This window comes from Flavobacterium sp., from assembly GCF_035195345.1.
In the GTDB taxonomy this organism is placed as follows: domain Bacteria; phylum Bacteroidota; class Bacteroidia; order Flavobacteriales; family Flavobacteriaceae; genus Flavobacterium.
Window position 1 is genome coordinate 1,494,007 of record NZ_CP136574.1, and the last position, 20,167, is coordinate 1,514,173.

Sequence of the window (20,167 nt, forward strand, 5' to 3'; positions counted from 1 at the left end):
AACTAGAATGAATAAAAACATACTCATAGCGCCACTAAATTGGGGATTAGGACACGCCACAAGATGTATTCCAATAATAAAAGCTCTTGAAGAAAACGGTTTTAATCCTATTATTGCTTCAGACGGAGTAGCTTTAGCATTACTTAAGAAAGAATTTCCGCATTTAATTACCCTCGAATTACCTTCTTACAATATTAAATATGCAGAAAAAGGCAAAAACTTCAAATGGAAATTAGCCTATCAAATGCCAAAAATGTTACTTGCCATAAAAAAAGAGAAATCAAAAATTAAAAAAATTATTGAAAATTATGAGATTTCAGGTATTATTAGCGACAACCGCTTGGGTGTTTATTCGGCTAACGTGCCTTCTGTTTTTATAACACATCAATTAAATGTACTTTCTGGAAACACTTCTTGGTTAACAACAAAACTTCATTTACGTTATGTTTCCAAATTTAACACTTGTTGGGTTCCTGATGTTGCTGGCGTTGAGAATTTATCAGGAAAACTAGGTCATATAGAAAAATCAAATAAACAGATAAAATATATTGGTCCTTTAAGTCGAATAGAAAAAAAATCATTGCCCATTAAATATGATCTTTTGGTTTTACTTTCAGGACCAGAACCTCAAAGAACACTGCTCGAAAAAAGATTAATTAAAGAATTAGAAAAAAGTGAAAAAGAAATTCTTTTCGTTAAAGGTATCATAGAACCGACTCAACAAAATGAAAAAAGAAATTCTATTACCTATTATAACTTTATGAATTCTGAAGAACTAGGCACAGCACTTAACGAAAGTGATGTGGTATTATGTCGTTCAGGTTATACAACTGTAATGGATTTAGCAAAATTGGAGAAAAAAGCATTTTTTATACCTACTCCAGGACAATATGAGCAAGAATATTTAGCGAAAAAATTTAAATCAGAAATTATTGCCCCAAGCTGCAAACAAGAAAAATTCAAAATTTCTAAGCTAGAAAAAATTTATTTCTATAAAGGATTTAAAGATGTCTCTGTTGAGCAAAATTGGAGTGAATTATTTAGTCTTTTCCAAAGTAAATGAAAATTCTGAACCAACACCTATTTGGCTTTCCACATATATTTTTTCGTCGTGCCCTTCAATAATATGTTTCACGATTGCCAAACCTAATCCGGAACCGCCTTCACTTCTAGCACCACTCTTATCTACTCTATAAAAACGTTCAAAAAGACGAGGAATATTTTGTTTTTCAATTCCTTCGCCATTGTCAGTTATTCGAACAATAACTTTATTATTAATTAAATCTTCGATACTTACTTCGGTAGTTCCTCCCTTTTTACCATACTTAATTGAATTTACAACTAAATTAGTTACTATTTGTTGTATTTTTTCTTGATCGGCCATCACCCAGATAGGCTTGGAATATCTTGTATCAAAGGTTAACGTAATGTTTTTATTTGAAGCTTTCATTTCAAATAAATCGAAGACATTCTGAATTACTTCAACAATATTAAATCTTGTAACATCTAGATTAATTTCACCTACTTCTAATTTAGTAATCATATCTAAATCTTTCACAATGTAAATTAACCGCTCTACCCCTTTTTCTGCACGTTCTAGATATTTTGTACGAATATTTTTGTCCTCCATTGCCCCATCTAATAGCGTTAGCAAATACCCTTGAATGGTAAAAAGAGGTGTTTTTAATTCGTGAGAAACATTTCCTAAAAATTCTTTACGATATTCTTCTCTAATTTTTAGGGTTTCAATTTCTAGCTTTTTGTCACGAGCAAATTTCTTTACTTCTTTGGTCAAAGTAGCCATATCTGTAGTTATGGGCTGATTTATATAAGAGGTAGTTTCTAAAAGAGAAACATCATCATATATTTTTTTTACTCTTTTGTAAATAAAATGCTCAACTCTAAATTGAATTAAAAAAAAGGTAGCAAAATAAAAAATAGTTGAAAAAGCCAATACAATTAACAAATGTAATGACTGAATAAAAAAATGATACAATAATATAGTTGCTAAAAAGAATAATGTTATGTAAAAAGAAGACTTTAAAGCAAATTTATATGATTTTTTAAATTTTAATTGCATTAAAATTCGATTTTATATCCCACTCCTTTGATGGTTTTAAAGAAATCATCGCCTATTTTTTCTCTAAGTTTTCTGATATGGACATCAATTGTTCTTCCACCTACAACCACTTCATTACCCCAAACTTTATCTAATATTTCTTCTCTTGTAAAAACTTTTCCAGGTTTAGTAGCTAAAAGATAAAACAATTCAAACTCTTTACGAGGTAGAATAATTTCTACACCATCCTTGATGATTTTATATTCTTCGCGATTAATTTCAATATTTCCAACATTTAATGTCGTACTAGAAGAAACACCTTCTATTCCTTTTAAACGTCTTAACAAAGCTTGTACTTTACTTACTAATACTTTTGGCTTAATAGGTTTTGTAATATAATCATCGGCACCAGCATCAAAACCTGCTACTTGGGAATAATCTTCAGAACGAGCGGTTAAAAAAGTAATAATGGTATCTTGAAGTTCTGGAATTTTTCTGATGTTTTCACAAGCTTCCATTCCATCCATTTCGGGCATCATCACATCCATAATAATTAACTGTGGAAGCTCTTTTTTTGCTTTCGTAATAGCCTCTTTACCATTTGAAGCTGTAACAATTTGATAGCCTTCTTGAGAAAGATTATACCCTACAATTTCCAAGATATCTTGCTCATCATCAACCAATAAGATCTTAATGTCTTTTTTTTTCATTACAAAAAATGTTATGTTTTGTTCTGTAAAGGTAAAGATAAATAAAAATGTTTTAAGTGGTTTACAATTATTTAATCTGTTAACAATTACATAACGCATTAGCAACTAATTCATAACAAGCAGTTAACTTTATTATAACAATTCAGCGGTTCCTTTGCAAAAAATTTAACAACACAACATGAAACTACGTTTTTTATTATTGTCATTATTCTTTGCAACAACAATTTTTGCACAAAATGGAACTGTAACAGGAACTATTTTAGACAAAGAATTTAACAACGAACCTTTACCTTTTGCTAATATAGTAATCAAAGGAACAAAACAAGGTGCATCTACAGATGAAAACGGCAAATACTCTATTTCATTAAAGCCAGGAAACTACACCTTAGTAATTGGTTATTTAGGGTATGAAACTAAAGAAATACCTTTTACTTTAAAAGCAAATGAGAAAAAAGTAATTAATCATACCCTTGAAGCAAGTGGAGTACAATTACAAGATATTGAAATTATCCAAGTAGTTTCTAAAGAAAAGGAAAGTGCTTTATTGCAAGAACAACTTAAAGCAGTTGAAATCAAACAAAGTATTGGTGCACAAGAAATGTCAAGAAAAGGAATCAGCAACGTAGAAACTGGATTAACGAAAGTGACTGGGATTACGAAAGTTGAATCAAGAGGTTTATTCATTAGAGGTTTAGAGGATCGTTACAATAATTTATTGATTAATAATTTAGCCGTACCATCTAATAGCCCGTTCAAAAAAATCATCCCTTTAGATTTATTCCCAACAGATATTGTAGGTTATATGGATATTTTCAAAACATTTAATCCAAATGTTTACGGGGATTTTGCTGGAGCAACTATTGATATTAACACAACTCAACCAACTGAAAGTTTTACAAAAATTAGCTATGGTGTTGGATATGTTTCCAATAACAATATGCGCGATTTTCTAATTTCTCCAGACGCTGATAATACAAAAAGTTTCTTTGGATTTGGTGGACAAGAAAGAGTATTACCTTCAGGATTTGGTTCAACTCCAAACGGACAAATCAATAATGATTTTCAATCAACTTGGAATGTAACTAAAATAACATCTCCATTAAATACTAGTTTTGGAGTTACTCATGCTAACAAATTTGACGTAGGTAAAAAACCATACAAAATGTACTACTTTATTTCAGCTAATTTTGATAACAAATATCAGTTTAGAGAAGGAACTCAAAGGACATTTCAAACAGGGCAAGGAATCTACGACAATAACTTCAAAACAGCTCAATACAAATTTGGAACTCAAGCATCTGCTTTGTTTTCATTAAACTTCAAATCAGACAGATTAAAAGTAACAACTAACTCATTGTTTATAAAAGCAACTGAAAACCAAATTCAAGATCAATTAGGTTACACTAGAAACAATGTTCAAAACCCAAATGAAATTATTCGTTTAAACCAATATGATGAATCAAACTATTTTACAAATCAAATTCAATCTGAATATAAGATTTCTAAAAGCGGAAAACACTTACTTAAGGGAGGTTTATCATATACTAGAACAAAATTCACACAACCAGATAGAAAATTTATCAACGGAACAAAAATTAACGAAGATGATATTGAAGTACGTTTTGGAAGTAACAATTTAATTCGCCAGTTTCTTGATGTAGAAAATAATTTTCACATGTCAGGTTTAATGGAATACAATTATAAATTTGGCAAAAACGAAGACAAGCAAAACAAAATTGCATTAGGGTATAATGGTTATGCAGAATATATGAAAACATCATATAGATTTATTGCTGGATTACCAAATAACGCTAATTTACCTGCTAGTATTGTAAACTTAAACAATATTGATTCATTTATTCAAACTTCTATAGCAAATAACGATATTTCATTTAGAGAAGAAACTGGAGGTGAATACAAAACAAAAATATTTAGTAGAGTAGATGGTTTTTACGGAAACGTAATTTATAACCTTACTCCTAAATTAGAGTTAAACGCAGGTGTAAGGGTTGAAAACACTATCAGAGATTTAAAATATAGAACTATTAGTGACCCTATTGGATCTGTTTACAGAAAGATTGAGACTAATGAAATGGATATTTTACCATCTTTTAATTTAAAGTATGCTGCAAGTGAAAACAAGAACATTCGTTTTGCTGCTAGTAGAACTATCACAAGACCAGTTTTATTTGAATCGTTACCAATTACTTACATCAATGCAGATGGTACATCTGAAAAAGGTAATGCATTACTTGTAAACAGTACTAACAATAATGTTGATTTAAAATTTGAAATTTTCCCAACAAAAGACGAATTATTTGCCGTTACTGCATTTGGAAAATATATTGAAAATCCTATTGAGCGTTCATTTGATAACTTCGGTGGAGGAAGTGGGCAACAAGTATCTTATTACAACAATAAATCAGCAACATTATTTGGATTAGAATTTGAAACCTTAATTCAGTTAAGCAGATTAAATGATAATTTAAAAGGAGCCTCGCTTGGTTTTAATACTTCAATTATGCATACAGAAGCAACCGCAGAAAAAGATCGTACAAGTCAAAATGGAACATATTTCGATACATTTGAAAAACGTCAATTACAAGGTGCATCAAATTGGTTAGTAAATGCTGACATTAAATATGAATTTAAATTTAGCGAAAAATGGACTAACACTGCCACTTTTGTATACGGAGTATATGGTGAAAGAATTTACGCTGTAGGTATTGCTGGATTAGATCATGTTTACGAAAAACCTTTCCATAAACTAGACTTTATTTGGAGTCAGAACATTAATAAAGCTTGGGATGTGAAATTATCGATTGATAACATTTTGAATCCAAGTTATGAAAGGGTAATGGGAGATGAAAGTCAAATACCTGTTACAGAAAGTTCATTAACCGTTCAAAGTTTTAAACGAGGAACTGGATTTTCTCTTGGAGCGTCCTATAAATTCTAATAAAAAGAGCAGCTTAAGCTGCTCTTTTTATTTACATTAAATAAACATTTCGTTTACTTTTTTCTGATGTTATAATAATTATTAAATAACACAGTAAAAACATTAAGTAAATAATGCTAATATATATTTGTACCAAATATTATAAACAACAAAAACTATATTAAAATGAAAAAAATTTTATTAAGCTTATCTATTTTAGCTACGATTTTTACTAGTTGTTCAACTGATGACAACGAAGGAACAATTCAACCAGTTGAAGGTGAACTTACAGGTTCTGCAACAACTAACAGAACTCTTGCATTTGGAAACTACACTTTAAACGGAATATACACAATTGAAAGTGGTGTAACTGTAACTTTCGATGCTGGTTCTACTGTAACTGCAAATAGCGCTAACGGTGTTGATGCTATCTTAGTTAAAAACGGTGGTAAATTAATCATGAATGGTACAGCTTCTCAACCAATTGTTTTAACTGAAGCTACTGCAACTCCAGGTTCATGGGGAGGAATTATAATGTATGGTGATGCTCCAATTAACGGTGCAGGTGCTACTACAACAAAAACATCTGAAGATGGATTAAACTTAACTTATGGTGGTACTAATGCTACTCACAATGGTGGTACATTACGTTACGTAAGAGTTGAATATGCTGGTAAAAAAATTACTGATGGAACAAGTGAAATGAATGGATTCTCTTTTTATTCAGTTGGTTCAGGAACAATTTTACAAAACTTAGTTTCTTACAAAGGAGCTGACGACGGATTTGAATTTTACGGTGGAACTGTAAGTGCTACTAACTTAATTTCTTACGGAAACTATGACGATTCATTTGACTGGCAAGATGGTTGGAAAGGTCAAAACAACTCTAACTGGTACGCATATCAAACAGGAACAGGAAACTTTGGAATGGAAATCGAAGCTTCTAATAATGACAACGCTTTTTATCCAGTAATTGCTAATATTACATTAAAAAGAGCTACAGGAACAAATACAGAAGGCGGGTCATCTGCTGCAGAATATGATGCTATCCAATTCAAAAAACACGGAAATGGTGATTTTACAAATATTGTAATTTCAGGTTATACAACTTCTGGAGCAACTGCTGTAAGAATTCAAGATGCTAATACTAATACATTCCAAGTAAACGCAAACAAAATTAAATTAACAACTGTTAAAATTAATGATGGTACATCAGAATATGCTGGTGCAGGATCAGTAAGTGTTACATTCCCATCTGGACAATTCACTACAAGTAATGCTGCAACAGGTGCATCAATTACAAATGGTGCTTGGTCAACTGTAGGTGGTGTTAGTTTATTACAATAATATCTATCTCTAAATCTCTAAATCCCTCCTAGTGAGGGATTTTTATTTTTACTTCAAATACAAATAATGATTACTATAATCAATAATTGCTTTAGTTTTTAGTAAAATATCAGCCCCAATAATACCATCAACTGGTTTGGTATGATAATGACGAAGTGCATCATTCACATGACTCATGTCAAAAATAATTAGGTGGAATTTTTTATTTTTCCATCTTCCCAATTGAATTTCGTTGTTTTTTGCTAATTGGGTTTCAATTCCAGTAGCACCAGCGCCAGCGGCTTTAGTTTCTGAAAATTCCGCATCTAATTTGAACTGTACAATACTTTCAAATCCTACACAACTATTGCTTGCACCCGTATCTAAAATGAAGTTCCCTTTAACGCCATTTATCTTTCCTTTTATTAATAAATGTTGGGTTTTTAGCACCTTAAATCTTATCTTTTTATATTTTTTTCCTTTTAAAAAATCTTGTAAATCTTTCATAATTCAAATGTAAAAATTTTAGTTTTAATACTTAATACATCTATCTTAATACTTTTATAACTTTGCACCACAATTCAATACTTTAAAACTCGTAACCTTGAACCCGAAACTAATTTTAACCGATACACACACCCACTTATATTCAGAAGAATTTGATGAAGATAGAAATGAAATGATGCAAAGAGCTATCAATGCAGGAGTTTCAAGAATGTTTGTACCCTCAATAGATTCTAATTATACTCAAAAAATGTATGAATTAGAAGAGCAATATCCTGAAAATGTATTTCTAATGATGGGATTACATCCAACGTATGTAAAGGAGAATTATTTGGAAGAATTGACACATGTGGAAAAAGAACTGTCTTCTAGAAAATTTTATGCTGTGGGCGAAATCGGAATTGACTTATTTTGGGACAAAACTTTCTTAAAAGAGCAACAACATGCTTTTCAATATCAAATTCAATTAGCAAAAAAGTACAAATTAGGAATCAATATTCATTGCCGCGATGCTTTTGACGAAGTTTTCGAAGTTTTAGAAAGTGAAAAAGCATCGGATTTATTTGGAATTTTTCATTGTTTTACGGGTGATTTGGGTCAAGCCCAAAGAGCGATTTCGTTAGGAATGAAATTAGGAATTGGAGGAGTAGCCACGTTCAAAAACGGAAAAATAGACCAATTTTTAAATGAAATTGAGTTAAAACACATTGTTTTAGAAACAGATTCGCCTTATTTGGCTCCCGTTCCGTATAGAGGAAAACGAAATGAAAGTAGTTATACCGTTTTAGTAGCGCAAAAGTTGTCAGAAATTTATCAATTACCAATAAAAGAAATAGGAGAAATCACTACGCAAAATTCAAAACAAATTTTTGGAATTTAATCTAAAATAAAGCTTCAATTCATAAAATTTTTGTTCTTTTGTGAATTGTTTTAAATTAACTATGACAAAGTTCGATGCTATTCGCCCTTTTTATGATTCTGAAGTAAACAAAGCTATAAAGTCTTTGTTGCATCATCCTATGATGAAGGCTATGATGGATTTTACTTTTCCTGAAATGGAAGATGAAGTTTGGAAAGAGCAATTGATCAGAACCCATTCCATTAGGGATTTTCAAGTTAATTTTGTTTATCAATCCATTCAAAGAGTTTTAGAAAGAAGTTCGGAAGGCTTGACCACTTCTGGTTTTGAAAAATTAGAACCTAATACTTCCTATTTATTTATTTCTAACCACCGTGATATCATTTTAGATACGTCGTTATTAAATGTTTCATTAATAGATCATGGATTGGTAATGACGGCTTCAGCTATTGGAGATAATTTGGTTCAAAAAGACTTTCTATTAAAATTATCGAAATTAAACCGAAACTTTTTAGTTCAAAGAGGATTATCGCCAAGAGAATTATTACAAAGTTCTAAGTTAATGTCTGAATACATGTATCATTTATTGTCTAAAGAAAACCGTTCGGTTTGGATTGCCCAACGCGAAGGAAGAACAAAAGACGGAAATGATGCCACACACCAAGGGGTGCTAAAAATGATTGCCATGGCATCTGATGAAGCGAAATCTATGAATTTTTTCAAAAAACTTAAAATTGTTCCTGTTTCAATTTCATATGAATATGATCCTACTGATGCATTAAAAATGCCACATTTATTAGCACTTTCTAAAGACGAAGTGTATATAAAAGAAAAAAATGAAGATTTTATAACTTTATTAAGTGGGATTATTGGGCAAAAAAAACGTATTCATATTCACGTTGGAGATGTTTTAGAAAACGAATACGAAAAAATTATTGCTGAAAACGATAACAATAACAAGCAAATTCAAGCCTTGGCTCAAGTAATTGATGATTCTATACTTCAGAGTTATAAATTGTGGCCAACGAATTTCATCGCTTACGATATTTTATATAAAACAACCCGATTTTCTAATTTGTACGACGAAAAAGAACGTCAATTATTTGAAAGAAGATTAGAAATGCGAATTGATGCTGACAATGAAACGATGAGAGAAGGTTTCTTGGCAATGTATGCAAATCCGGTTGTGAATAAATTGAATTACACTAATGAAATCGCATAAGCCAAACATACTCTTAATTTATACTGGCGGTACCATTGGAATGGTAAAAGATTTTGAAACGGGAGCCTTAATAGCTTTTGATTTTAATGAGTTGTTAAGTAGAATTCCAGAACTTCACTTGTTAGATTGTCAAATTGAAACTTATTCTTTTGAAGTGCCTATTGATTCATCGAACATGAATATTTCCAGTTGGCAAAAAATGGCTAAAATTATTGAGGAAAATTATTCTCAATTTGATGGTTTTGTGGTTTTGCACGGTTCAGATACAATGTCTTACAGCGCATCTGCACTGAGTTTTATGTTGGAAAATTTATCAAAGCCAGTAATTTTTACAGGTTCGCAATTGCCAATTGGCGATTTAAGAACCGATGCCAAAGAAAACTTAATTACGGCAATTCAGGTAGCCTCGCTTCAAGAAAAAAACAAACCAGTTATTCAAGAAGTATGTTTGTATTTTGAATATAAATTATACCGAGGTAATAGAACTACAAAAATAAGTGCCGAACATTTTAATGCTTTTACCTCTCCAAATTTTCCAGAATTAGCAGAATCTGGGGTACATTTAAAAGTAAATAATGAAATTGGCTTAAAGCAAAAAAGAAGTAAAAAGTTAAAAGTTCATACCAATTTTGATGATAATGTGGCAATTTTAAAAATTTTTCCTGGGATTAATCAAAATGTATTAACTGCATTTTTTGCTATACCAAATTTAAAAGGAATAGTTTTAGAGACCTATGGCTCTGGAAATGCACCTACCGAAAAATGGTTTGTTAAAGCATTGGAAGAGGCTATTCATAATAATATACATGTAATTAATGTAACTCAATGTAGTGGAGGAAGTGTTTCAATGGGTAATTATGAGACTAGTACACAATTAAAAAGTATTGGTGTAATCTCTGGAAAAGACATTACAACTGAAGCGGCCATCACTAAATTAATGTATCTTTTAGGGCAAAAAAAATCAAAGGATGGCTTTAAGACATTATTTGAAACAGCTATACGTGGAGAAATGTTATAAAAATAACATTTAAAATTTTTATACATGGGATTTTTTACGTTATTTAGCACCCTTAAAATCGAGTATTGTTTCAATAGAGAGGTGGCCGAGTGGTCGAAGGCGCACGCCTGGAAAGTGTGTATACTCCACAAGGGTATCGAGGGTTCGAATCCCTTCCTCTCTGCAGAATGATATTAATTTTAAAATTTTATAAATATTTTTATATCTTTAAACCCAATTAACTAATTAAATTTAAGAACAAAAGCGATGAAAAGATTATTTTCTATTTTAGCAATCACGGGGCTTATGACTTTTGGAAATGTTCAAGCTCAAGATTCAACTCAAGCAGCAGCTCCTGCTACAGAACAAGTAGCTGATACAACTGCAACAGCTACAACTGATGAGGCAACAGCAACAACGGAAGAAGCTGTAGCTGAAGAAGCTACATTTACTCAATCAATGAAAAAACGTTTCATTGAAGGAGATCCAATTTGGATGTCTCCAGTATTATTGTGTTTAATTCTTGGTTTGGCTATCGCTATTGAAAGAATTATTTACTTAAATCTTTCTACTATCAATACTAAAAAATTCGTTGCTGATGTGGAATCTGCATTAAACTCAGGTGGTATTGAAGCAGCAAAAGAAGTAGCTAAAAACACTGCAGGGCCAGTTGCATCTATTTTCTATCAAGGTTTAGATCGTTCATCTCATGGTTTAGAATCAGCTGAAAAATCTATCGTTGCTTACGGTGGTGTTCAAATGGGTCAATTAGAGAAAAACGTTTCTTGGGTATCTTTATTTATCGCTCTTGCACCGATGTTAGGATTCTTAGGAACGGTAATTGGTATGATTGTTGCATTTGACCAAATTGAGTCTGCAGGATCTATGGAGCCATCATTAGTAGCTGGTGGTATTAAAGTAGCGTTATTAACAACTGTATTTGGATTAATCGTTGCGATGATTCTTCAAGTTTTCTACAACTACATTACAGCTAAAATTGACTCTATCGTTAATGATATGGAAGATGCATCTATCAGCTTAGTTGATATGTTGTCAGATTACTTCAAAGAGAAATTAAACAAATAATACATTAACAAATTGTTGTTATGAACGTATACAAAATTTCAAAAATTGTAGTAATTATAATTGGTATTATTGCCTCACTTTTATTCGTATCTGCATTAGGTATGGAAGTTTCGATGGACAATAACTCTTATATTGTAGATTACTTTATATATGTATCCTATTTAGCAATGGCAATTGCTTTCTTTTCTGTTATTTACTTTGTATTTAAAAATTTAATTACACACAAAGAGCAGCTAAAAAGAGCGCTAATTTCTTTAGGATTGTTTGCGGCTATTATTATTATAGCATTTATTCTAGCTGATAGCACTGAAGTTAAATTAAAAGACGGTGGAGTTATTTCTTCATTCTCTTCAAAATTAATTAGTACAAGTTTGAATACATTTTATATTCTTGCTTTTATTTCAGTGGCAGTATTAGGTTGGACTGGTTTTTCAAAATTTAAAAGATAATAGATCATGGGTAAAAAAAGAGGTGCACCGCCAGAAGTGAATGCTGGTTCTATGGCAGATATTGCATTCTTACTTTTAATTTTCTTTTTAGTTACTACCACTATTGGAGTAGATCAAGGAATTAATAGACTCTTACCTCGTTATGAAGAGAACCCACCTGTTCCGCCTATTAATGAAAGAAATATTTTAACAGTTTTAGTTAATAAAGACAATCAGTTACTTGTTGAAGAGAAACTAATTGATATTAAAGACTTAAGACAAACTGCTATTGATTTTCTTGAAAATAATGGTAAAGGAACTTGTGCTTATTGTAATGGAAAGAAAGACGCTCTTTCATCAGATAGTCCTGATGATGCGGTAATTTCATTAAATAATGATGGGCAAACTACTTATGAAACGTATATAGCAGTACAAAATGAATTAGTAGCTGCTTATAATTTTTTAAGAGATAGAGAATGTAAGAAGCGTTACGGGATGACTTTTACAGAAATGGAATACATTTATAATGATCCAGCTTCTAAAGCTACCGAAGGTTTAGTAGAGGATTTGAAACCGAAAGTGGAAAAAATTCAAGAATTGTTTCCAATGAGACTTTCTGAAGCAGAGCCAAAAAAATAATTATATAATATTAAGAAAGTATGTCTAAATTTAAAAAGAAAAATACGGAGGGTACTCCTGCAATTTCAACAGCATCTTTACCAGATATTGTATTTATGCTTTTGTTCTTCTTCATGACGGCTACTACCATGAAAGATACTGATTTAAAAATTGAAAATACATTACCTAAAGCAAATCAAACTGCTAAATTGCACAAGAAAGAGTATGTAATGTATATATATGCAGGAAAACCAAGTGAAAGATATCGTGCTACTCTTGGAGGAACTGATCGTATTCAATTAGCTGATAAAATGGCTTCGCCTTCAGAAATCAAAAATTTCATTATTACGGAAAGAGCACAACGTAACTCTGATGATGAAAAATACCTTACAGCATCCTTAAAAATTGACAGACAAGTTAAAATGGGATTAGTAAGTGATATTAAATTAGAATTACGTAAAATAGAACAATTAAAAGTAAATTATACAACAGCAAAAGGAAATCCTGTTGAATAGTATTTTATAGTAATAAATTAAAAGGCACGTTTTTTACGTGCCTTTTTTTATTATTTTTATAAAAAAATTATAATGCGTTTATTTCTATCCCTTTTTTTTTTATTTTCCATAACAATTAGTTTTGCCCAGCCTAAAAACGAAACAGTTGTGGATTCCCTTTTTAGAGAAGATCAATTTTACGTTTCTATTGCGTATAATTTTCTTCAAAAGAAACCAGATTATTTTAATCAATATTCATTTTCTACTGGCTTTTCTGCTGGTTTTTTGCGTGATTTTCCCATTTCCAAAAACAGACAATGGGCTATAGCTACAGGAATCGGTTATTCTTTTAACGATTTAAAACAAACAATTGATTTATCAGCAGTTACAAATGATCCCGATTTCGAGTTAGTAAAAAGTCAAATCCTATTACATTATATTGACATGCCATTAGAAATTCGTTGGCGTAATGCTACTCCCGAAAGTCATAAATTTTGGAGAATTCATGGGGGATTTATGGCTAGTTATTTAATAAGTGGTAAATTTACTTATGAAGGTGGTTTAGAATCGGGGAGCGAAAGTATAAACGATATTTTAAATAAATTTCAATATGCTACTTATGTAACTTTTGGATTCAATAATTGGAATGCTTACATCCATTATGGTTTAAATCCTTTTTTCGATAAAAATAAAACAGCCACAGAGAACAATGTTACCGCTTTAAAAATTGGTTTGATGTTTTATATTTTATAACCAAAATTGATATAAAAACACTTGTGGTCCAGCTCCAATAATAATTCCTGCAATAAGTTCTGTGTAGGTGTGTGCTTTCATGTACAAACGCGAGGAAGCTACCAAACCCATACAAACAATACAAAAAGCAATTAGGTTTACAAAAAGCAATTGGTAATACATGCTTAAGCCAAAAATAAAGCAGGTTAAAGCACTAATTCCTATCATGTGTAAACTTGCTTTGAATTTTAAAATCACACTCGCTAGAACGATTACACTGCTTAAAAATCCGCCAAGAAAAAAGAAATATAATTCGGCAACAGAATCTCTAGAGACACTAAATTTTATCAACACAAATAACAAAATCGCTTGAACTGCAATAGGCATTTTTCTTTCACTTATACTAGCTTCGGTAAATGAACTTACAACCCCTAACGATCTAAATAAAAAATACATAGATAAGGGTAATAACAATGTTAATATTGTTACTTGTACTAAGGTGACTATTATTTGAGAGGTATAAAAAAAAGATTGAGCAATTAAAAAATAAAATAAAGCTCCATAAATTGATACAAATATGGGATGAAAAATATACGAAAAAACAGGTAGTATTTTCTTTAAATCCATAATTCTATTTTAGATTTTTTTTCTCAATCGCGCTACAGGTATATCTAATTGTTCACGATATTTTGCAATGGTTCTTCTAGCAATTGGATAACCTTTTTCTTTTAATATTTCGGCTAATTGATCATCTGGTAATGGTTTCTTTTTGTCTTCTTCAGAAATAACTTGTTGTAAAATGTTTTTTATTTCAATTGTTGAAACTTCTTCACCTTGGTCATTTGTCATTGATTCGCTAAAGAATTCTTTGATCAATTTTGTACCGTATGGTGTATCTACATATTTACTATTTGCTACTCGGGAAACTGTTGAAATATCCAACCCAACCATATCAGCAATATCTTTTAGAATCATCGGACGAAGTTTTGATTCTTCTCCCTCTAAAAAATATTCTTGTTGGTAATACATAATGGCATTCATGGTTACATATAATGTTTCCTGACGCTGTTTAATAGCATCAATAAACCATTTTGCCGAATCTAATTTTTGTTTGATAAACTGAACAGCATCTTTTTGTGCATTCGACTTTTCAGAAGTGTCTTTGTAACTTTGCAACATTTCTTGATAATCTTTAGAAACGTGCAGTTCTGGAGCATTTCTTCCATTTAACAAAAGCTCTAGCTCGCCATCCATTATTCGTATTGTGAAATCAGGAACAACGTGTTCTACCATTTTCTGATTGCCATCAAAACTACCTCCTGGTTTTGGATTTAGTTTTTCAATTTCATCAATTGCTTTTCTTAATTGTTGCTGGTTAACATCAAATTTTTGCAACAATTTGTCGTAATGTTTTTTGCTAAATGCTTCAAATTGTTGTTCAATTACTTGAATTGCTAAAGCAATCGAGTCTGAAGGTGTTTTATGTTTTAATTGCAACAACAAACATTCTTGTAAATCGCGTGCTCCCACACCCGCAGGCTCTAAATCTTGAACCAAATGTAAAATTCGTTCTACTGTAGCTTCATCGGTATAAATACCTTGTGTAAACGCCATATCGTCTACAATATCCTGAATAGTGCGTCTTATGTAGCCCATATCGTCAATACTACCAACTAAAAATTCGGCAATATCGCGTTCATCATCGTTTAAAATAAAAGTGTTTAGCTGATTAATTAAATCTTGATGAAAACTAACAGGTGCAGCAAATGGAAGCGATTTGTCATCATCGTCATCGCTGTAATTATTTGTTTGATATTTGTAATCTGGTGTTTCGTCGTTGCTTAAATATTCATCAATGTTGATGTCTTGTGCGTCGATATGCTCGTTGTCATAATCGTCGTAATCATCATTGTTTGTGTTTACTTCGTAATTATCTGCTTCGTAATTATCCTCTTTACTGCTTTCTTCCAAAGCAGGATTCTCAACCAATTCTTCTTGAAGACGTTGCTCAAAAGCTTGCGTAGGCAATTGAATTAACTTCATCAACTGAATTTGTTGAGGCGATAATTTTTGAGATAATTTGAATTGTAAACTATGTTTAAGCATTTTTTTTGTTTAAAAGTTTCAGGTTTCAAGTTTCAATTTTCTTAACAAAGACAACCTGAAACTTGAAACTTGAAACAAATATTTTTAGAATTCTGCATTTTGTGGTGTTCTTGGGAAAGGAATTACATCTCTAATATTACTCATTCCAGTAACAAAAAGTACTAATCGTTCAAATCCTAATCCAAATCCTGAGTGTACAGCCGAACCGAATCTTCTAGTGTCTAAATACCACCAAAGTTCTTCTTCGTCGATTCCTAAGGCTTTCATTTTTTCTACTAATACATCGTAACGCTCTTCTCTTTGTGAACCTCCAACAATTTCTCCAATTCCTGGGAATAAGATATCCATTGCTCTAACAGTTTCTTTTCCGGGTTCAGTATTGTCGTTTAATCGCATGTAAAACGCTTTAATTTTTGCTGGATAATCAAATAAAATTACCGGACATTTAAAGTGTTTTTCCACTAAGAAACGTTCGTGCTCACTTTGTAAATCAGCACCCCATTCGTTAATAAGGTATTGGAATTTTTTCTTTTTGTTTGGCGTTGAATCTTTTAAAATATCAATAGCTTCCGTATAAGAAACACGTTTGAAATTGTTATCTATTACAAAACGAAGTTTCTCGATTAAGTTTAGTTCACTTCTTTCGTTTGATGGTTTTAATTTTTCTTCATCAAATAATCTTTGGTCAAGAAATCTAATATCATCCTCACATTTTCCCAAAGTATATTTGATAACGTATTTGATGAAATCTTCAGCCAAATCCATATTGTCAGCCAAATCATTGAACGCCACTTCTGGTTCAATCATCCAAAACTCAGCTAAGTGACGAGATGTATTTGAATTCTCAGCACGGAATGTAGGTCCAAATGTATAAATTTGCCCTAATGCCATAGCAAAAGTTTCTCCTTCTAACTGTCCAGAAACGGTTAAATTTGTTTGTTTTCCGAAGAAATCTTCTTTATAGTTAATGCTTCCGTCTTCATTTCTTGGAGCAGAACCATCAATTGGTAAAGCTGTTACTTGGAACATTTCCCCAGCACCTTCTGCATCTGAACCTGTAATAATAGGCGTGTTTACATAGAAAAATCCTTTTTCTTGAAAATATTGATGTACTGCAAAAGCTAGTGTTGAACGTACACGCATGATAGCGCCAAAAGCATTCGTTCTTACACGTAAATGCGCATTTTCACGTAAGAATTCTAACGAGTGTTTTTTAGGCTGCATTGGGAATTTCTCTGCATCTGAATCACCAAGAATTTCTAATTTAGAAACCTGAATTTCAAATTTTTGTCCCGCACCTTTGCTTTCAACCAATTCTCCGGTTACAGAAATTGCTGCTCCAGTAGTAATTCTTTTTAAAGTTTCATCAGGTGTGTTTTCAAAATCAACAACACACTGAATATTGTGAATGGTTGAACCATCGTTCAACGCAATAAATTGATTATTTCTAAATGTTCTAACCCAACCTTTTGCTGTTACTTCGTGTACTATTTTCGTGCTGTTTAAAAGGTCTATAACTTTGGAGTGTTTCATTTCGATTTATTATTTTAAAATACAAATATACTATTTCTCGTTTGAATTTTGTTCTTCAATATCTTCTTCTTCAAATTCGTTTGATTCAATTTTATCTATTTCGCCAACTTCTTCATCGCTTAAGATATTTATGGTTGGCTCTACAAATTCTTGCTGATTTGCTAATGTTTTATTCAGTGTTAAAACCAATGATGGCAACAATACTAAATTAGATAACATTCCAAACAATAACGTTATGGAAACCAATCCGCCTAAAGCAATTGTTCCTCCAAAACTAGATAACATAAATACAGAGAATCCAGAAAATAGAACTACTGAAGTGTAAAACATACTCAATCCTGATTCATTGATAGTAGCAAAAACAGATTTTTTGATTTTCCAATTGTTTCGAGTTAACGATTGGCGATATTCTGCTAAAAAACGAATGGTGTCATCTACAGAAAGTCCGAATGCAATTCCAAAGACTAAAATTGTTGAAGGTTTCAACGGAATATTAAAATAACCCATAATTCCTGCTGTCATCAATAATGGTAATAAGTTAGGCACTAAGGCTACAATAATCATTTTTATTGAACGGAACATAAAGGCAATCAATAACGCTGTTATGAATACCGAAAGCAATAATGATTGTAATAAATTATCTAGCAAATATTTAGTTCCTTTTTGAAACACAACTGCTTTACCTGTTATTGAAACTTCATATCTTTCTTTAGGAAAAAGTTCATCAATTTTTTCTTGTAATTTAGATTCAATTACATCTAAATTATTAATTCCATCGTCTTTTATAAAAGTGGTAATTCGAGTATATTGACCCGTTTCATCCACATAACTTTTCATAATATTGTCTTTACTGTTTTTTACCGAATTTTTCGCAAACGATAAGATGAATGCTTGCTCTTGTGAAGAGGGCAATTCATAATAGTCAGGATTATTATTGTAATATGCTTGTTTAGAGTATTTTACTAAATTAACAATGGAAATAGGTTTTGACAATTCAGGAATAGAATCTATAGTTTCCTGAAGCTCATCCATTCTTTTTAAAGTGGTTAGTTTCATGACACCTTTTTTCTTTTTGGTATCAATCATAATTTCAATAGGCATTACACCATCAAACTCTTTTTCAAAAAACACAATATCATCATAAAAAGCAGCTTTTTTAGGCATGTCTTCTATCAAGCTTCCAGATATTTTCATTTTGAAAATTCCAAAAATTCCAGTTGCCAATAACGAAAATGCTACTATGTAAACAATTATTCTTTTACTTTTAATTGTTTTTTGAATCCAGTTTAAAAAACTTACAGCATAACTTCTTTCTAAATGATCTAAATGACGTTCTTTTGGAATTGACATATAGCTGTAAGCCACAGGAATAACAAAAAGACATAAGAAAAACAATGCGATAATATTAATGGAAGTAACTACTCCAAATTCTTTAAGTAATTCATTATTGGTTACAATAAACGTAGCAAATCCAAAAGAAGTTGTAAGATTTGTAATCAATGTTGGAGTGCCTACTTTTGTAATTACACGCACTAAAGCTTTGGCTTGATTGCCATGAATTCTACATTCTTGATGGTATTTATTTGTAAGGAAAATACAGTTTGGAATTCCAATAACAATCATTAATGTTGGCACTAAAGCAGTAAGAACAGTAATCTCATAGCGCAATAAGCCTAAAAACCCAAAAGACCACATTACACCCACAACCACAATACACATTGAAATTAAAGTGGTTCTGAATGATCGGAAAAAGAAAAAGAAAATCAAAGAGGTTATTCCAAGTGCAGCGCCGATAAACAAGCTGATTTCACTAATAATATATTCCGAATTCAAAGAACGGATATAAGGCATTCCTGAAACGTGTAAATCAACTTTTGTTTCGTTTTCAAAAGTTTCAATAGCTGGAATAATTTTTTGTAGAACTAGATTTTTACGTTCAGGGGTATTGACAATTTTTTTATCTAGATATATCGCCGAACGTATAATCCCTGATTTATTATACAACAAACCTTCATAAAAAGGCATTTGAGTAAGTAATTCTTTCTGTCTTTCTTTTAAATAAGCGGCATCCGGTGTTTTTGAAGGATCAAGTAATGAAGTTAATTCAAAAGTAGATAAGCTATCGTTTTTTTGTAATCTTTTTAAATCATTTAAGGAAATAATTACATCAACTTCTTTGTTTTGCTTTAACTGAAGCATTAATTTTTCCCATGAAGCGTATATTTTTGGAGAAAAAATCAGGCTGTCTTGAATTCCTATAACAATTAGATTTCCTTCTTCTCCAAATTTTTCTAAAAACGAATTGTATTCTATATTAGCTTTTTCAGAAGCTGGCAATAAATTAGCTTCAGTGTTAGTAAACTTTATGTACTTCCATTGAGAAGCCATAAAAAGGGTAAAAAGGGCAACTAAAACTAATAATCCTATTTTATTTCTTAAAATTCTACTGGCAATATAATCCCAAAAACTAGTGCTTAACCACTTTAACATCTCTCAAAAATTAGGCTGCAAAGGTATGTATTTTTGCTTAATTTATTGGTTTAGAGTGTAAGATT

At 31.2% G+C, this 20,167-nt stretch carries 18 protein-coding genes and 1 tRNA gene; 12 read left to right on the forward strand and 7 right to left on the reverse strand.

Annotation, left to right across the window (positions count from 1 at the left end; translation table 11 throughout):
• The first annotated feature begins 7 nt into the window (after window positions 1-7).
• Window positions 8-1,063 (forward strand): glycosyltransferase, encoded by a 1,056-nt coding sequence (locus tag RSE15_RS07235; RefSeq protein WP_324067055.1) that lies wholly within the window; start codon window positions 8-10, stop codon window positions 1,061-1,063.
• Here the strand turns inward: RSE15_RS07235 and RSE15_RS07240 are convergent.
• Both RSE15_RS07240 and RSE15_RS07245 read right to left on the reverse strand, forming a co-directional pair.
• Entirely contained in the window at window positions 1,037-2,080 is a 1,044-nt protein-coding gene (locus RSE15_RS07240; RefSeq protein WP_324067058.1) for a sensor histidine kinase, read from the reverse strand. The genes RSE15_RS07235 and RSE15_RS07240 overlap by 27 nt on opposite strands.
• On the reverse strand, window positions 2,080-2,769 hold the full coding sequence (locus RSE15_RS07245; RefSeq protein ID WP_324067059.1) for a response regulator transcription factor: 690 nt from the start codon (window positions 2,767-2,769) through the stop codon (window positions 2,080-2,082). The genes RSE15_RS07240 and RSE15_RS07245 overlap by 1 nt, the downstream gene beginning before the upstream one ends.
• A gap of 178 nt (window positions 2,770-2,947) precedes the next feature.
• Between RSE15_RS07245 and RSE15_RS07250 the strand changes: the two genes are divergently transcribed.
• A complete protein-coding gene (locus RSE15_RS07250) occupies window positions 2,948-5,728 on the forward strand; it encodes a TonB-dependent receptor (protein WP_324067061.1) in 2,781 nt (926 codons plus the stop codon).
• Between the two features lie 165 nt (window positions 5,729-5,893).
• The gene (locus RSE15_RS07255) at window positions 5,894-7,054 is read left to right on the forward strand and encodes a beta-helix domain-containing protein (protein ID WP_324067063.1); all 1,161 of its coding nucleotides are present in this window, start codon (window positions 5,894-5,896) and stop codon (window positions 7,052-7,054) included.
• 48 nt (window positions 7,055-7,102) lie between these two features.
• On the opposite strand, the gene RSE15_RS07260 is transcribed toward RSE15_RS07255, so the two are convergent.
• Window positions 7,103-7,540: a retropepsin-like aspartic protease gene (locus RSE15_RS07260; protein ID WP_324067065.1), complete on the reverse strand. Its 438-nt coding sequence runs from the start codon at window positions 7,538-7,540 to the stop codon at window positions 7,103-7,105.
• Between the two features lie 97 nt (window positions 7,541-7,637).
• Between RSE15_RS07260 and RSE15_RS07265 the strand changes: the two genes are divergently transcribed.
• From RSE15_RS07265 to RSE15_RS07305, 9 genes are all read left to right on the forward strand, one after another.
• Window positions 7,638-8,417, forward strand: a complete 780-nt coding sequence (locus tag RSE15_RS07265) for a TatD family hydrolase (RefSeq protein WP_324067067.1) — start codon at window positions 7,638-7,640, stop codon at window positions 8,415-8,417.
• 61 nt (window positions 8,418-8,478) lie between these two features.
• Window positions 8,479-9,618: a 1-acyl-sn-glycerol-3-phosphate acyltransferase gene (locus tag RSE15_RS07270; RefSeq protein WP_324067069.1), complete on the forward strand. Its 1,140-nt coding sequence runs from the start codon at window positions 8,479-8,481 to the stop codon at window positions 9,616-9,618.
• A complete protein-coding gene (locus RSE15_RS07275; RefSeq protein WP_324067071.1) occupies window positions 9,605-10,636 on the forward strand; it encodes an asparaginase in 1,032 nt (343 codons plus the stop codon). Before RSE15_RS07270 ends, RSE15_RS07275 begins: the two co-directional genes overlap by 14 nt.
• 75 nt (window positions 10,637-10,711) lie before the next feature.
• A tRNA-Ser gene (locus RSE15_RS07280) sits at window positions 10,712-10,799 on the forward strand.
• Between the two features lie 83 nt (window positions 10,800-10,882).
• A complete protein-coding gene (locus tag RSE15_RS07285) occupies window positions 10,883-11,701 on the forward strand; it encodes a MotA/TolQ/ExbB proton channel family protein (RefSeq protein WP_324067073.1) in 819 nt (272 codons plus the stop codon).
• Between the two features lie 20 nt (window positions 11,702-11,721).
• Complete coding sequence (locus tag RSE15_RS07290) at window positions 11,722-12,150, forward strand: hypothetical protein (protein ID WP_324067075.1); 429 nt, start codon at window positions 11,722-11,724, stop codon at window positions 12,148-12,150.
• 6 nt (window positions 12,151-12,156) lie between these two features.
• Complete coding sequence (locus RSE15_RS07295; protein WP_324067077.1) at window positions 12,157-12,768, forward strand: ExbD/TolR family protein; 612 nt, start codon at window positions 12,157-12,159, stop codon at window positions 12,766-12,768.
• Window positions 12,769-12,788: 20 nt separating this feature from the next.
• Window positions 12,789-13,262, forward strand: coding sequence for an ExbD/TolR family protein (locus tag RSE15_RS07300; RefSeq protein WP_324067079.1), 474 nt, complete (start codon window positions 12,789-12,791; stop codon window positions 13,260-13,262).
• A gap of 72 nt (window positions 13,263-13,334) precedes the next feature.
• Window positions 13,335-13,994 (forward strand): porin family protein, encoded by a 660-nt coding sequence (locus RSE15_RS07305; protein WP_324067081.1) that lies wholly within the window; start codon window positions 13,335-13,337, stop codon window positions 13,992-13,994.
• Here RSE15_RS07305 and RSE15_RS07310 read toward each other — a convergent pair.
• The 4 genes from RSE15_RS07310 to RSE15_RS07325 form a co-directional block, all read right to left on the reverse strand.
• The gene (locus tag RSE15_RS07310) at window positions 13,989-14,600 is read right to left on the reverse strand and encodes a hypothetical protein (protein WP_324067083.1); all 612 of its coding nucleotides are present in this window, start codon (window positions 14,598-14,600) and stop codon (window positions 13,989-13,991) included. The two genes, RSE15_RS07305 and RSE15_RS07310, sit on opposite strands and share 6 nt — an antisense overlap.
• Before the next feature lie 9 nt (window positions 14,601-14,609).
• Window positions 14,610-16,079: an RNA polymerase factor sigma-54 gene (gene rpoN / locus RSE15_RS07315; protein ID WP_324067085.1), complete on the reverse strand. Its 1,470-nt coding sequence runs from the start codon at window positions 16,077-16,079 to the stop codon at window positions 14,610-14,612.
• A gap of 84 nt (window positions 16,080-16,163) precedes the next feature.
• Window positions 16,164-17,612 carry an asparagine--tRNA ligase gene (asnS, locus tag RSE15_RS07320; protein WP_324067087.1) on the reverse strand — a complete coding sequence of 483 codons (1,449 nt, stop codon included), beginning with the start codon at window positions 17,610-17,612 and terminating at the stop codon, window positions 16,164-16,166.
• A 30-nt stretch (window positions 17,613-17,642) separates the two neighbouring features.
• A complete protein-coding gene (locus RSE15_RS07325; RefSeq protein ID WP_324067089.1) occupies window positions 17,643-20,102 on the reverse strand; it encodes an efflux RND transporter permease subunit in 2,460 nt (819 codons plus the stop codon).
• Between the last annotated feature and the right edge of the window lie 65 nt (window positions 20,103-20,167).

Coding starts and splice junctions, on each gene's coding strand:
- RSE15_RS07290 (WP_324067075.1), top strand. CDS start 11,722: ATGAACGTATACAAAATTTCAAAAATTGTAGTAATTATAATTGGTATT.
- RSE15_RS07270 (WP_324067069.1), top strand. CDS start 8,479: ATGACAAAGTTCGATGCTATTCGCCCTTTTTATGATTCTGAAGTAAAC.
- RSE15_RS07240 (WP_324067058.1), bottom strand. CDS start 2,080: ATGCAATTAAAATTTAAAAAATCATATAAATTTGCTTTAAAGTCTTCT.
- RSE15_RS07275 (WP_324067071.1), top strand. CDS start 9,605: ATGAAATCGCATAAGCCAAACATACTCTTAATTTATACTGGCGGTACC.
- RSE15_RS07250 (WP_324067061.1), top strand. CDS start 2,948: ATGAAACTACGTTTTTTATTATTGTCATTATTCTTTGCAACAACAATT.
- RSE15_RS07300 (WP_324067079.1), top strand. CDS start 12,789: ATGTCTAAATTTAAAAAGAAAAATACGGAGGGTACTCCTGCAATTTCA.
- RSE15_RS07305 (WP_324067081.1), top strand. CDS start 13,335: ATGCGTTTATTTCTATCCCTTTTTTTTTTATTTTCCATAACAATTAGT.
- RSE15_RS07285 (WP_324067073.1), top strand. CDS start 10,883: ATGAAAAGATTATTTTCTATTTTAGCAATCACGGGGCTTATGACTTTT.
- RSE15_RS07235 (WP_324067055.1), top strand. CDS start 8: ATGAATAAAAACATACTCATAGCGCCACTAAATTGGGGATTAGGACAC.
- rpoN (WP_324067085.1), bottom strand. CDS start 16,079: ATGCTTAAACATAGTTTACAATTCAAATTATCTCAAAAATTATCGCCT.
- RSE15_RS07310 (WP_324067083.1), bottom strand. CDS start 14,600: ATGGATTTAAAGAAAATACTACCTGTTTTTTCGTATATTTTTCATCCC.
- asnS (WP_324067087.1), bottom strand. CDS start 17,612: ATGAAACACTCCAAAGTTATAGACCTTTTAAACAGCACGAAAATAGTA.
- RSE15_RS07295 (WP_324067077.1), top strand. CDS start 12,157: ATGGGTAAAAAAAGAGGTGCACCGCCAGAAGTGAATGCTGGTTCTATG.
- RSE15_RS07260 (WP_324067065.1), bottom strand. CDS start 7,540: ATGAAAGATTTACAAGATTTTTTAAAAGGAAAAAAATATAAAAAGATA.
- RSE15_RS07245 (WP_324067059.1), bottom strand. CDS start 2,769: ATGAAAAAAAAAGACATTAAGATCTTATTGGTTGATGATGAGCAAGAT.
- RSE15_RS07255 (WP_324067063.1), top strand. CDS start 5,894: ATGAAAAAAATTTTATTAAGCTTATCTATTTTAGCTACGATTTTTACT.
- RSE15_RS07325 (WP_324067089.1), bottom strand. CDS start 20,102: ATGTTAAAGTGGTTAAGCACTAGTTTTTGGGATTATATTGCCAGTAGA.